Annotated in this window: 11 protein-coding genes; 7 read left to right on the top strand and 4 right to left on the bottom strand. The window is 55.8% G+C overall.

What is annotated here, in order from left to right; all coding sequences use genetic code 11:
* The first annotated feature begins 12 nt into the window (after positions 1–12).
* Positions 13–1,074: a GGDEF domain-containing protein gene (locus SKTS_RS10015; RefSeq protein WP_173064077.1), complete on the top strand. Its 1,062-nt coding sequence runs from the start codon at positions 13–15 to the stop codon at positions 1,072–1,074.
* Positions 1,075–1,118: 44 nt separating this feature from the next.
* On the opposite strand, the gene pgi is transcribed toward SKTS_RS10015, so the two are convergent.
* Together pgi and glgB are read right to left on the bottom strand one after the other, a co-directional pair.
* Positions 1,119–2,753 (bottom strand): glucose-6-phosphate isomerase, encoded by a 1,635-nt coding sequence (gene pgi, locus SKTS_RS10020; RefSeq protein WP_173064081.1) that lies wholly within the window; start codon positions 2,751–2,753, stop codon positions 1,119–1,121.
* A gap of 15 nt (positions 2,754–2,768) precedes the next feature.
* Entirely contained in the window at positions 2,769–4,955 is a 2,187-nt protein-coding gene (gene glgB, locus SKTS_RS10025) for a 1,4-alpha-glucan branching protein GlgB (RefSeq protein ID WP_173064084.1), read from the bottom strand.
* Between the two features lie 123 nt (positions 4,956–5,078).
* Here glgB and glgC point away from each other — a divergent pair, with 123 nt between their 5' ends.
* The 6 genes from glgC to SKTS_RS18760 all read left to right on the top strand — a co-directional run bounded on the left by glgC (position 5,079) and on the right by SKTS_RS18760 (position 11,222).
* Positions 5,079–6,359, top strand: coding sequence for a glucose-1-phosphate adenylyltransferase (gene glgC / locus SKTS_RS10030; protein ID WP_173064087.1), 1,281 nt, complete (start codon positions 5,079–5,081; stop codon positions 6,357–6,359).
* Positions 6,360–6,422: 63 nt separating this feature from the next.
* The gene (locus SKTS_RS10035; RefSeq protein WP_173064090.1) at positions 6,423–8,168 is read left to right on the top strand and encodes a glycoside hydrolase family 57 protein; all 1,746 of its coding nucleotides are present in this window, start codon (positions 6,423–6,425) and stop codon (positions 8,166–8,168) included.
* A 20-nt stretch (positions 8,169–8,188) separates the two neighbouring features.
* Positions 8,189–10,210, top strand: a complete 2,022-nt coding sequence (locus tag SKTS_RS10040; RefSeq protein WP_173064093.1) for an alpha-amylase/4-alpha-glucanotransferase domain-containing protein — start codon at positions 8,189–8,191, stop codon at positions 10,208–10,210.
* 47 nt (positions 10,211–10,257) lie between these two features.
* Positions 10,258–10,746, top strand: a complete 489-nt coding sequence (locus tag SKTS_RS10045; RefSeq protein WP_173064096.1) for an FKBP-type peptidyl-prolyl cis-trans isomerase — start codon at positions 10,258–10,260, stop codon at positions 10,744–10,746.
* Positions 10,747–10,826: 80 nt separating this feature from the next.
* The gene (locus tag SKTS_RS10050) at positions 10,827–10,964 is read left to right on the top strand and encodes a hypothetical protein (protein WP_173064099.1); all 138 of its coding nucleotides are present in this window, start codon (positions 10,827–10,829) and stop codon (positions 10,962–10,964) included.
* A 66-nt stretch (positions 10,965–11,030) separates the two neighbouring features.
* Positions 11,031–11,222, top strand: coding sequence for a hypothetical protein (locus SKTS_RS18760; protein ID WP_188200227.1), 192 nt, complete (start codon positions 11,031–11,033; stop codon positions 11,220–11,222).
* On the opposite strand, the gene SKTS_RS10060 is transcribed toward SKTS_RS18760, so the two are convergent.
* Positions 11,191–11,943: an SAM-dependent methyltransferase gene (locus tag SKTS_RS10060; protein WP_173064102.1), complete on the bottom strand. Its 753-nt coding sequence runs from the start codon at positions 11,941–11,943 to the stop codon at positions 11,191–11,193. The two genes, SKTS_RS18760 and SKTS_RS10060, sit on opposite strands and share 32 nt — an antisense overlap.
* Positions 11,944–11,946: 3 nt before the next feature.
* On the bottom strand, positions 11,947–12,522 hold the full coding sequence (locus SKTS_RS10065; protein WP_173064105.1) for a Maf family protein: 576 nt from the start codon (positions 12,520–12,522) through the stop codon (positions 11,947–11,949).
* Between the last annotated feature and the right edge of the window lie 7 nt (positions 12,523–12,529).

Here is a 12,529-nt window from a genome sequence, read left to right on the forward strand (position 1 = left end):
ATGAGGCGCAATGTGGAGAAAATCTCGCCAGCCGCCATTCTGGAATCGGTTATCCACATAACGCGAAACTCGGACCGCAACGTGCTGATCAAGGGCATGGTCAGCACGCTGCGCGAGATGTTCGATGCAGAACAGGCATCTCTATATTGGCTAAAGCCTGCACCGGAGGGTAGCGAAGTCTGGCTGCTGGTTAGCGCAAGCCGCAGCGGCGGCGTGGCGGAATATCAAAACATCAAGCCGTTTGCGCTCGCCGATAATCCGGCTTTCATGCGCTGCGTCGAAACTCGCCGCTGCTTCTCTATTCCGGCGCAACAACAGACCGGGAAAATTCGCCATATTCATCCCATCCTCAGTCGCGATGGAGTAATGGGACTGCTCGAAGTCGTCGGCAATGAGCACGCCGATGGCGACGTCAGAATGATTAAAGGCTTCCTCCAGGTTTTTAGTAATTACGTTCAAATCATAGATGAAAGCGAGCGCGATACCCTGACGGGTTTGCTGAATCGGCGCACTTTCGACAAGAATATCGGCAGGATGTTGTCCGAGTCACGCCAGGCCGGGGATGAAAGCGCCAGCAGTGACGAGACAAATTCCCCGCGCCGCCGCGGGGGTGCAAGGGCCGAAAGCCGCTGGCTTGCAGTGCTTGATATCGATCATTTCAAACGTATCAACGACAAGTTCGGCCATCTCTATGGCGACGAGGTGCTGTTACTGCTGGCGGGGATCATGCGACGTTCTTTCCGGAACAACGACAATCTGTTTCGCTTCGGTGGTGAAGAGTTCGTCGTGGCGCTTGAGCCAACGGATGCCGATGGTGCACGCGCTGTTCTTGAACGTTTTCGCCAGTCGGTGGAGAGCTACGAATTTCCCCAGGTCGGCGAGGTGACCATCAGCATCGGATATGTCAGGATCGGCAGCCAGGATGCGCCAGCAACGGTGGTCGGACACGCCGATGAAGCACTCTATTATGCCAAGCACCACGGCCGCAACCAGGTGCGTTCCTACGAAATGCTGGTAGAGGCGCACAAGATCGCCACCTCGGCTTTAAATGTGGATGTAGAGTTGTTCGAGTAGTAGCCTCGATATTACGTCCGTGCAGGGCAGTGAATAATGTCGAGTCAGCTTTTGTAATAGTTGATCAGGCCGTTCGTCGAGGCGTCGAAGGCGGTTGATGTTTTTGGTTTGGTCAGTTCAGGCAGGATTTTGCTGGCCAGCTGCTTGCCCAGTTCCACTCCCCATTGGTCGAATGAGTTGAGGTTCCAGACGATCCCCTGCACGAACACCTTGTGCTCATACAGCGCAATCAGTGAGCCCAGTGTATGCGGCGTGAGCTTGCGGAAAAGCAGGGTGTTGGTGGGTTTGTTGCCGGGAAAGACCTTGTGAGGCAGCAGGCGTTCCAGCGCAGCGCCGCTCATACCGGCTTGCTCCAGTTCTGCCCGCGCTTCTGCCTCATTCTTGCCCTGCATCAGTGCCTGTGTCTGGGCAAAACAATTGGCGAGCAGGATGCGGTGATGGTCGCCCAGTGGGTTGAGGCTCTCGACAGGGGCCAGAAAGTCGGCCGGGATCAGCTTGGTGCCCTGGTGGATGAGCTGGTAGAAAGCGTGCTGGCCGTTGGTGCCAGGCTCTCCCCAGATCACCGGCCCGGTCTGGTAATCAACCGTTTCGCCCTCGCGCGAAATGCGTTTGCCATTGCTTTCCATGTCCAGTTGCTGCAGATAGGCTGGCAGGCGGTGCAGATATTGGTCGTAGGGCAGCACGACGTGGCTCTGTGCGTCGAAGAAGTTGTTGTACCACACCCCGAGCAGGCCGAGGATGACCGGCATGTTGTTCTCGAAAGCGCTGGTGCGGAAGTGCTCGTCCATGTCGAAAGCGCCGTCGAGCAGCGCCTCGAAGTGATCCATGCCGAGGTACAGCGCAATCGACAGGCCGATCGCCGACCAAAGCGAATAGCGTCCGCCTACCCAATCCCAGAATTCGAACATGTGCGCGGTATCGATGCCGAATTTGGCGACTTCCGCGGCGTTGGTGGAGACGGCGACGAAATGCTTGGCGATTGCAGCTTCGTCCTGTGCCGAGCGCAACAGCCATTCGCGCGCGGTGCGGGCGTTGGTCAGCGTTTCCTGGGTGGTAAAAGTCTTGGATGCGACGACGAACAAGGTGGATTCCGGATTGAGTCGCTTGAGCGTTTCCGCGACATGGGTGCCGTCCACGTTGGAGATGAAGTGGACGTTGAGGCCGGGCTTTTCATAATGTTTCAGCGCCTCGGTAACCATTACCGGCCCGAGGTCGGAACCGCCAATGCCGATGTTGACGATATCCGTAATCGTTTTGCCGCTGTATCCGAGCCAGATTCCGTTGCGCACTTGTTCGGAGAATTCGCGCATATGGGCCAGCACGCGTTTTACGTCGGGCATGACGTCCCTGCCATCGACCAATACCGGTTTGCTGGAACGGTTGCGCAGGGCGGTGTGCAGCACGGCGCGGCCTTCGGTGAAGTTGATGGCTTCGCCCGTGAACATTTTCTCGATCCAGTCGGCCAGCTTTGTTTCCCGGGCCAAAGCTAGCAGGAGCGAAAGCGTTTCCGTTGTGATCAGATTTTTTGAGTAATCGAGAAGTATCTCGCCTTGCTTGAGGGAGAAGCGGGCAAAGCGCTGGTCGTCGCTTCGAAACAGGTCGCGCAGGTGTTGTTGCGAGAGGTCTTTTTGATGCGCTTTCAGGGCTTGCCATGAAGGGGAGCGGGTGAGATTGGTCATGTTTCGGCTAAAGAATTATTTGATCGGAGTCAGGATGATGCCCGCCAAAGGTGGCACGGTGATGACAAGGGATTGCTCGAATCCCATCCAGGGCTGGCTCTCGCTCATCATTCCCGAACCGTTACCGGTGTTGCTGCCGCCGTAATAGGCAGAGTCGCTGTTGAAAATTTCCCGGTACGCGCCGACCTTGGGTACGCCTATACGGTAGCCTTCGCGCGGTACCGGAGTGAAATTCAGGACTACTGCCACCATGCTGCCATCGTGGCCCCAGCGCAGATATGACAAAATCGACTGGTCGGCATCGTGGCAATCCACCCAGGAGAATCCCGTGGCTTCAAAATCCTGCTGATATAGTGAGGGCATCTCGCGGTAAAGGCGGTTGAGGTCGCGGTTGAGATTCAGCATGCCTTGGTGCCAGTGGACTTGCAGCAGCTGCCAATCCAGTTCTCCGCCCACGCGCCATTCGCGACCCTGGCCGATTTCATTGCCCATGAAATTGAGCTTCTTGCCCGGGTAGGTCATCTGGTAGGTGAGGAGCGCACGCAAATTGGCGAATTTCTGCCAGGCGTCGCCGGGCATCTTGTCGAGCAGCGAACCTTTGCCGTGCACTACCTCGTCGTGGGAAAAAGGTAGTACGAAATTTTCGGTGTAGGCATAAAGCTGGCCGAAGGTCAGCTCGTTATGGTGGAAGCGGCGGTGGATCGGTTCGTGGCGGATGTATTCGAGGGTATCGTTCATCCAGCCCATGTTCCACTTCATGGAAAAACCCAGTCCGCCAAGGTAGACAGGCCTGGAAACCATGGGCCACGAGGTGGATTCCTCGGCAAACGTCAGGGCGCCCGGAAATTCGTCGTGCACCATGATATTGAGGCTGCGAAGGAACTCGATGGCATCCAGGTTCTCGCGTCCGCCGAATTTATTTGGAATCCACTCGCCCGCTTTGCGCGAGTAATCCAGGTATAGCATGGATGCCACGGCATCCACGCGCAGCCCGTCGAGGTGGAACTCATGGAGCCAGATATGGGCGCTGGAGAGCAGGAAACTCTGAACTTCATGGCGTCCGTAGTTGAAGATATGCGTGCCCCAGTCCTGGTGGAAACCGAGGCGCGGATCCTCGTGCTCGTACAATGAGGTGCCGTCGAATTTGGCGAGTGCCCATGCGTCCTGGGGGAAGTGCGCAGGAACCCAGTCGAGAATGACCCCGATGCCAGCCTGATGGCAGGCATCCACGAAGAAGCGGAAATCGTCAGGCGTGCCGAAACGTGAAGTCGGCGCAAAATAACCGGTGGCCTGGTAGCCCCAGGACTCGTCCAGGGGGTGCTCGGATACCGGCATCAGTTCGATGTGGGTGTAGGCCAAGTCCACCACGTAGGGCACCAGGTTTTCTGCCAGTTCGCGCCAGTTGTAAACACGGTTGTCGGGATGGCGCCGCCAGGAGCCGGGGTGAATTTCATAGATGTTGAAAGGGGCGTGCAGCCAGTCGAGTTTGCCACGTTGCTCCATCCATGTCTGATCGCCCCAGACGTGCTGCTGCGGTACGGTTACTTTTGCCGCGGTCCCGGGACGCAACTCGTACTCCTGGGCAAAGGGGTCGGTTTTGACCACGATCTGGCCGCTATGGCGATTGCGCAGTTCGAACTTGTAAAGGTTTCCGGCCGGAAATTCCGGTATGAACAGTTCCCATACACCGCTCGAACCAAGGCTGCGCATGGGGTGTGCTCTTCCATCCCAGCGGTTGAAGTCGCCTACCACGCTGACGCGCTCGGCGTTGGGTGCCCAGACGGCAAATCGGACGCCCTTTACCCCCATGTTTTCGGCGGGTTGCGCGCCCAGCATGCGGTATCCCTGGTAGAGGCGTCCTTCGCCGAACAGGTGCAAATCCAGGTCGCTGATCAGGCTCGGGAACGCGTAGGGATCGAAAAATTCGTGGTATGCGGCGCCGCGCGCGACTCTCAGTCGGTATGGCAGCGGCGGTTTGCTCGCGCCATGCCAGAAAAATACGCCATCAGAATGAATTTTATCCAGTGCAACCCAGCCGCTGTCCATCTGGATTTCGGCTTGTTGCTCGAAAGGCAAAAACAACCGCACCGACCATTCTTCACCTTCCTGATGCAGCCCCAGAAATGAGAACGGATCATGGTGCCGGGCCTTGAGCAGCGCTTTCAAATTTGTATTGACTTTGGCGCTGAGGTTGGGTTTCATAGAGGCATCACTGCAGCATTGAGATGTGCCAAGAATATGCCAGAAGGCGGCTTTAGGCAAACTCACTGCTGTGCCAAGGGGTATAATTTCGAAAACTGTTTTTAGTTAGTCCGGGAGAACTACTTGCGCTCGTCTACCACCCCTCGCTTCATCAGTTTATTGACCAAAAATACCGTAGCTTTGATTCTCGCCGGAGGCCGCGGAAGCCGGCTGAAGGATCTGACGGATTGGCGTGCCAAACCCGCGGTGCCTTTCGGCGGCAAATTTCGCATTATCGATTTCCCTCTTTCCAACTGCGTCAATTCCGGCATCCGCCGCATCGGCGTCGTGACTCAGTACAAGGCACATAGCCTGTTGCAGCACCTGCATCGAGGCTGGAGCTTCTTGCGCGGTGAATTCAATGAGTTCGTCGAGTTGCTGCCCGCCCAGCAGCGCGTTCAGGAAAGCTGGTACAAAGGCACCGCGGATGCAGTGTTCCAGAACCTGGATATCCTGCGCGGCTATAAATCCGAGTACGTGCTGATCCTTGGTGGTGACCATATCTACAAGCAGGATTACGGCGAAATGCTGGCGTTCCATTCCGCTCATGCAGCTGACTTGACCGTGGCGTGCATGGAAGTGTCGGCTGAAGAAGCATCGGCGTTCGGGGTCATGACGATCGATGAGCATCAGCGCGTGGTGAAATTTACCGAGAAGCCGGATGTGCCTGACGAGATTCCCGGCAAGCCAGGTCGCGTCATGGTGAGCATGGGAATCTATGTTTTCAACTCGGCATTTCTCTATGAGCAATTGATCCGCGATTCGGACGACTCACACTCGTCTCATGATTTCGGCAAGGACATCATCCCCTATCTGGTCGAACGCTATCGCGTATTCGCGCATCCCTTCGAGGCAAGCTGTGTCGGCGGCAGAGAAGGCGTCGAGCCATATTGGCGCGATGTAGGTACGATCGATGCCTACTGGGAAGCGAACATGGAGATGACCAAGATCACACCGTACCTCAATTTATACGATGAAGAATGGCCAATCTGGACGTACCAGGAGCAGTTGCCGCCAGCCAAGTTTGTCTTTGACGATGAATCACGGCGCGGCATGGCGGTGGACTCCCTGGTGTCCGGAGGATGCATTATCAGCGGTGCTGCGGTTCGTCGTTCTCTCCTGTTCTCCAATGTGCATGTGCACAGTTATGCCGACATCGAGGATTCCGTCATCCTGCCGAACGTTGAGATCGGACGTTACGTTACGCTGAAGAAAGTGGTGCTCGACAAGGGCTGCATCATCCCGGAAGGCATGGCGATCGGGGTGGATCCCGTGGAAGATGCCAAGCGTTTTTGCGTCACCGAGAAAGGTATTACCCTTGTTACTCCTGAAATGCTCGGGCAACGCATTCATCAAGTGCGGTAGTTGCCACTACAAATCAATGTTCCCGGATCCATTCGGTCCGGGAACGTCACTCCCTGAATCTTCATGAATCCCCAAAAAAAGCTCAAGCTGATCCTTTGCTGGCATATGCACCAGCCGGATTACCGTCATCATGTCACCGGAGAGTTTGCTCTGCCATGGACCTATCTCCATGCCATCAAGGATTACACCGACATGGCATACCACCTGGAGCAGTCGCCTCAGGCGCGGGCGGTGGTGAATTTTGTGCCCATTCTGCTCGACCAACTGGAAGACTATACCGAGCAGTTTCGTAGCGGCAAGATGCGCGATCCGCTGTTGCGCCTGCTGGCAGCCAAGGATCTGGAGCACTTGACGCTGGAACAGCGCAAGCTGGTACTCGACAGCTGTTTCCGCAGTCACCACAGCAAGATGATCGAGCCCTATCCTGCCTACAAGCGCCTTTATGATCTGTTCAAGCTACATGAGGGGCAGGGGACGGAAAATCTGCACTATCTCTCCAGTCAGTATCTGGCGGATTTGCTGGTGTGGTATCACTTGGCCTGGACCGGCGAAAGCGTGCGTCGTGAGCACGAACTGGTAGTTTCCATGATGTCAAAGGGTTGCTTGTTTACCTACAAGGAGCGTCTGAAACTCTTTGCCCTTATCGGGGAACTGATTGCCGACATTATCCCGCGCTATCGCAAGCTGGCGGATGATGGCCAGGTTGAGCTTTCCTCAACGCCCTATTACCACCCCATTGCGCCGCTGTTGCTCGATTTCGAGAGTGCGCGCGAAAGTCTTCCGGAGATCGATCTGCCGGTGTCGCCGCGCTATCCTGGCGGAAAGTCGCGCTTGTCGTTTCACATCACCGAAGCGATAAAGATGCACGAACGGCATTTCGGCACCAAGCCGCAGGGGATGTGGCCTGCAGAAGGAGGCGTGTCGCAGGCTGCAGCGATGCAGATGGCACAAAACGGTTGTCGCTGGATTGCTACCGGGCAGAAAGTGCTGAGCAATAGTCTGCATAATGCGGCTCAGGCGGGATCTCTGACAGATCCGTTAACTTACTTGTATCGGCCGTATCGAGTCAGCGACGGCAAAAACGAAATCGCATGCTTCTTCCGCGATGATCGTCTGGCGGATAAAATCGGCTTCGAATACGCCAAGTGGTTCGGGCGCGACGCCGTGCTGAATTTCGTGCACTCCCTGGAGGAAATCTGGCAGCAGAGCAGCGGCCATGAGAATCCGGTGGTGAGCGTCATACTCGATGGCGAAAATGCATGGGAATATTATCCCTACAATGGCTATTACTTTCTCTCGGAAATGTATGCGATGCTGCAAGACCATCCCTACATCGAGTTTACGACCTTCGGGGATTATCTAGATAACTGCCGCGATGAAGCGCGGCACCCTAAACGAACGTCAAACGCTTGTGCGGAGATGCGTGATTTGCCACACCTCGTGGCAGGTAGCTGGGTATATGGAAATTTCAGCACTTGGATCGGTTGCCAGGAAAAAAACCGTGCCTGGGACCTGCTGTGCCATGCCAAACAGAGCTATGATCTTGTCATTGCTGGCGAGCGCCTCAACACTGAGCAGCAGTACAAGGCTGAGCGTCAACTCGCACTGTGCGAGGGTTCGGACTGGTTCTGGTGGTTCGGCGACTATAACCCGGGCGATAGCGTGAGAAGTTTTGACAAGTTGTACCGGGAAAATCTGGCCGATCTGTACCGCTTGCTGATGCTGGATCCTCCGCATGAACTGGAAATTCCACTCAGTCAGGGAGGCGGGTATGCAGAAGCCGGGGGCGCGATGAGAAGAAATACCTAAATTTTAGAGTTACCGGAATTATGACCAAACAAATTGCATTACTACTTGGCGTTCACGCTCATCAACCCGTCGGCAACTTTACTGAAGTGTTGCACGACGCTCACCTGCGTTGTTACCGCCCATTTATTCATACCCTTTACCGCTATCCCGAGTTTCCATTTGCGGTGCATTTTTCCGGCTGGTTGCTGGATTACATGCTGCAGCATTATCCCGAAGATATGGCGATGCTCAAGGAAATGGTGCAGCGCGGTCAGGTGGAGCTGGTCGGTGCAGGCGATACAGAGCCGGTCCTGGCAATTATTCCGAACCGTGATCGCATCGGCCAAGTGCTTACGCTATCAGATAAGTTGGAAAAGAAGCTCGGTCAGCGCCCCCTGGGGGCATGGCTTACCGAGCGGGTGTGGGAAGCGACTGTGGTGCCCGCACTGGCGGATGCAGGTATCCGGTACGTAACCGTGGACGATTACCATTTTCTCTGTAGCGGGAAAAAGATCGGCGACCTGAACGGCTTTTACACTACCGAAGAAGATGGCAGGCGGCTCGATCTGTTTCCGATTTCCGAGGGCTTGCGCTACCGTTTTCCGTTTTCACCTGCGGCCGAAGCCGTGCAGTACCTGGAAAGCCTTGCGGGGGAAGGGGAAGAAGCAGCGGTCTATTTCGACGATATCGAGAAGTTCGGCATCTGGCCGGAAACTTATGAATGGGTTTACGAAAAGGGCTGGCTGGAAGACTTTATCCGCGGCGTACTCGCTTCACCCCTGATCAAGCCCATGAAATACTGCGATTACCATGCCCAGGCGCACACGCGCGGTATCGTGTATCTGCCCACCACATCGTATATCGAAATGAACGAATGGACGCTGCCTGCGCAACCGGCCAACGATTATGCGGACCTGATCCAGGCATCGAAAGCGCAGGGACGCTTCGAGCGCGACAAGGCATTTCTGCGCGGGGGCATCTGGAAGAATTTCCTCAGCCGCTACCCGGAGTCCAACTGGATGCACAAGCGCATGCTGCAATTGTCGCAGCGTTATGAAGCGCTTCCGGAAAGGAAAAAAACCAAGGCAATGCGCGAAATGCTCTACGAGGCGCAGGCAAACGACGCTTACTGGCACGGCTTGTTCGGTGGGCTATATCTGCCGCACCTGCGGCGTGCCGTTTACCATGCCATTGTGGCGCTGGAGAGCATGCTGGACAAGGTTGTGGAGCGCCCTGCCAAGATCGTTGAAGACCTGGACCTTGACGGCAAGGCAGAAATCTTTCTTCATAACGATGAAATTCAGGCAGTGGTACGCCAGGATGGTAGTGCCGCGGTCTGCGAGTTCGATGCCTACGGCCTGCATCATAATTTCGGTGACACGCTGGCACGTCAGGCAGAGCACTACCACCGCAAAATCCACCTCAACCAGCATTCGCAGCATGACGGCAAGGGGATCGCCAACCCCCATGAGCGCGTGAGTTTCAAGCACGAAATTACGCCCGCGGATATGGCTCTGGACGATGGTCCGCGCATGTTGTTCCTGGACAGCGTGGTGAACGGCGATGGCGAAATTCCGTTGCGCGGCTATGTGCTGCGTTCGGGCGAGGACAAGGCTGCCCATGTCAGCTACAGTTGCGAACAGGGCAAATTGCTGATCGACAAGCGTGTTGCCGTATCCGGTTCGCGCTTGCGGGTGACCTATCATTTTAATGGCGCGACGGACGGCAAATTCCGCACCGAGATCAACCTCGCGATGCCCAGTTGCGACGGGCCTGCCGGTCGCTTTGTGTACAACAACCAGATTCCCGGCGGCTTTGGCCAGGTGCTGGAATTCGAGGCGGTGAAAAAACTGGAGTTACAGGACGAAGTACTGGGTGGGGCTTTGTCCTTGCATCTGAGTGCGCCAGCACAGGTATGGAGCCGGCCACACTTCACCGTATCGCAATCTGAAGCGGGCTTCGAAAAAATCATGCAGGCCGTGACGTTGACCCTGACTTGGCCTCTGTTGCGCCAGACGAAGGAGTTGACGGTGGACATCGAGGTGGGCAACCTTGGTGGCTAGTGCTTCTCAGGCTACAATCTCACCTTTTTCGGAATGAAGCGCACGCCATGAGTGAACAGAAAGTAGCCAGAAACAAGGCTGTATACCTCACCTATTCGATTACCGACGAGTCAGGCTCGGTGTACGAACAATACGACATGCCGATAGGCTATATTCATGGAGGAAACAGCCCGCTGTTCGAGAAAATAGAAGCTGCGCTGGAAGGCCACAAAGTCGGTGACCGGGTCGAAGTTTCGCTCAATCCGCAGGAAGGGTTCGGAGAACGTGATCCTGAACTGAGTTTTACCGACGACATCGACAATGTTCCGCCAGAGTACCGCCGTCTTGGTGCTGAAGTCGAGTTTCAGAACGAGCGTGGCGAGAGCATGCAGTTCCGTGTAAGCCGGATTGCCGACGGCAAACTCACCGTTGACGCCAATCACCCCCTGGCTGGGCAGACCGTTACCTTTGTGGTGGTCGTGGAACATATTCGTGACGCCACCATGGACGAGATCGTCAGCGGCTTGCCGGCAGACCAGAGCCAGCAGCTTCATTAATGGCTATAGGGGTTTCCCCTATAGCCGTATAGTCCTCAATTAGTCTATGCTAAGCAAAATTATTAATAAGGGTACCAAGCATGGCTTTCATCGCGTTCTATATTGTTGCTATCGCAATTCTGGTCGCGCATTTTACCGGCTGGCTGGCACGGCACAACATAGAATGGCTGGTGCTGGTACTGGCTGCTGCGGTATTCCCGGCGGTGATCTTCCTCTAGTCTCATCCTTCTGTGGTTGAGTATCAGCCCATCTCCTGTGCGCAGCATGAACGTCTGGAATTCAGCGTGCTGCGCAAAATCCCTCTGTTGCTTGAGTACCGCGAAGGTGCGGAGAAATTTCGCCATACCGTTCTGCCACTGGACGTGGCAACCCGAAACGGGGCGGAATGGCTGAAATTCAAGAAGCTGGATGACGAGGCAGTGGCTGAAATTCGTCTTGACTCTATTATCTCTTTTGCCGAGGCGCGGCGATCTTAGCTTTGGAAGGTCGGTGGTAAAGCAGGAATACCGTAGGCCGCTTGTTGCAGTCCGGCTGGTTTTTCTTCCATTCGCCGATGCGTTTCGTCATCACATATTCGGACGCCAGCGTCAGGTCCGAAGCCACGCATAGTTCCGTTTCCGCACCGCAGGTTTCCACCAGATCCTGAAGCAACTGGTTATTGCGGTAGGGTGTCTCGATAAAAATCTGTGTCTGGTTCAGGCGTTGCGACGTCAACTCGATTTCGGCGATCTTTTTCACTCGCTCCGTTTTTTCTGCCGGCAGATAGCCGAGAAACGCAAAGCTCTGGCCGTTGAGTCCCGATGCCATCAGGGAGAGGAGTATGGAAGAAGGTCCCACCAGGGGAACCACGCGGATATTGCGGCTGTGTGCGAGGCGCACCAGGTTGGCGCCCGGATCGGCTACCGCCGGGCAGCCAGCTTCCGACAGCAGGCCGACATCTTCTCCGGCCAGCAATGGCTGCAGCAGGGCCTCGAGTTCCTCATGATGGGTGTGCTCGTTCAACGTGAGCATGCGGATTTCCTGCAACGGGATGGCCGTGCCGGTTTGCTTGAGGAATTGGCGTGCTGTTTTGGGGTGTTCCACTACAAAGGTATGCAGTGAGGCAGCCAAGCGTTTTGCCTGTTCAGGTATGACGGCGTTGAGATCGCCGCCTTCGCCGAGTGGGACGGGGATGAGGTAGAGCGAACCGGTTCCCATGGGTTAGATGACCGCGAAGCCCTCGTTTTGCAGCATGTCGATCAGGGCGATCAGGGGCAGGCCGATCAGGGCATTCGGATCGTCGCCTTCCATCCTGGCGATGAGCGCGATGCCGAGGCCCTCCGATTTGGCGCTGCCGGCACAGTTGTAAGGCTGTTCCTTGAGCAGGTAATGCTCGATCTGCGCATCGCTAAGGTCGCGGAAGCTTACCGTGAACGGAATCAGACGGTTTTGCACGCAGCAGCTTTGACTGTTGTAAAGGCACAAAGCGGTATTGAATACGACACTTTTGCCTCGCATCATGCGCAGTTGCCTGGTTGCATTTTCGTGGGTATGGGGCTTGCCGAGTTGCATGCCATCAAGCGTTGCCACTTGATCGGAGCCGATGATCAGGGCTTCCGGAAACCGTGCCGCACCGATGCGCGCCTTGGCTTCGGCCAGGCGTGTCGCGGTTTGTTCGGGCGATTCGTCGGGCAGCGGCGTTTCGTCCACTTCCGGTGCAAACACGGTAAACGGTATTTTCAGCCGCTCAAGCAGTTCACGCCGGTATGGGGATGTTGACGCTAGTATTAGTTGCATAGTGCGT

Source organism: Sulfurimicrobium lacus (assembly GCF_011764585.1).
Classification (GTDB): domain Bacteria; phylum Pseudomonadota; class Gammaproteobacteria; order Burkholderiales; family Sulfuricellaceae; genus Sulfurimicrobium; species Sulfurimicrobium lacus.

What these genes read in the sequence shown, in the direction of transcription:
- glgB (WP_173064084.1), bottom strand. Translation starts at nt 4,955, where the DNA reads ATGAAACCCAACCTCAGCGCCAAAGTCAATACAAATTTGAAAGCGCTG.
- pgi (WP_173064081.1), bottom strand. Translation starts at nt 2,753, where the DNA reads ATGACCAATCTCACCCGCTCCCCTTCATGGCAAGCCCTGAAAGCGCAT.
- SKTS_RS10060 (WP_173064102.1), bottom strand. Translation starts at nt 11,943, where the DNA reads ATGGGAACCGGTTCGCTCTACCTCATCCCCGTCCCACTCGGCGAAGGC.
- SKTS_RS10065 (WP_173064105.1), bottom strand. Translation starts at nt 12,522, where the DNA reads ATGCAACTAATACTAGCGTCAACATCCCCATACCGGCGTGAACTGCTT.
- SKTS_RS10040 (WP_173064093.1), top strand. Translation starts at nt 8,189, where the DNA reads ATGACCAAACAAATTGCATTACTACTTGGCGTTCACGCTCATCAACCC.
- SKTS_RS10050 (WP_173064099.1), top strand. Translation starts at nt 10,827, where the DNA reads ATGGCTTTCATCGCGTTCTATATTGTTGCTATCGCAATTCTGGTCGCG.
- SKTS_RS10035 (WP_173064090.1), top strand. Translation starts at nt 6,423, where the DNA reads ATGAATCCCCAAAAAAAGCTCAAGCTGATCCTTTGCTGGCATATGCAC.
- SKTS_RS10045 (WP_173064096.1), top strand. Translation starts at nt 10,258, where the DNA reads ATGAGTGAACAGAAAGTAGCCAGAAACAAGGCTGTATACCTCACCTAT.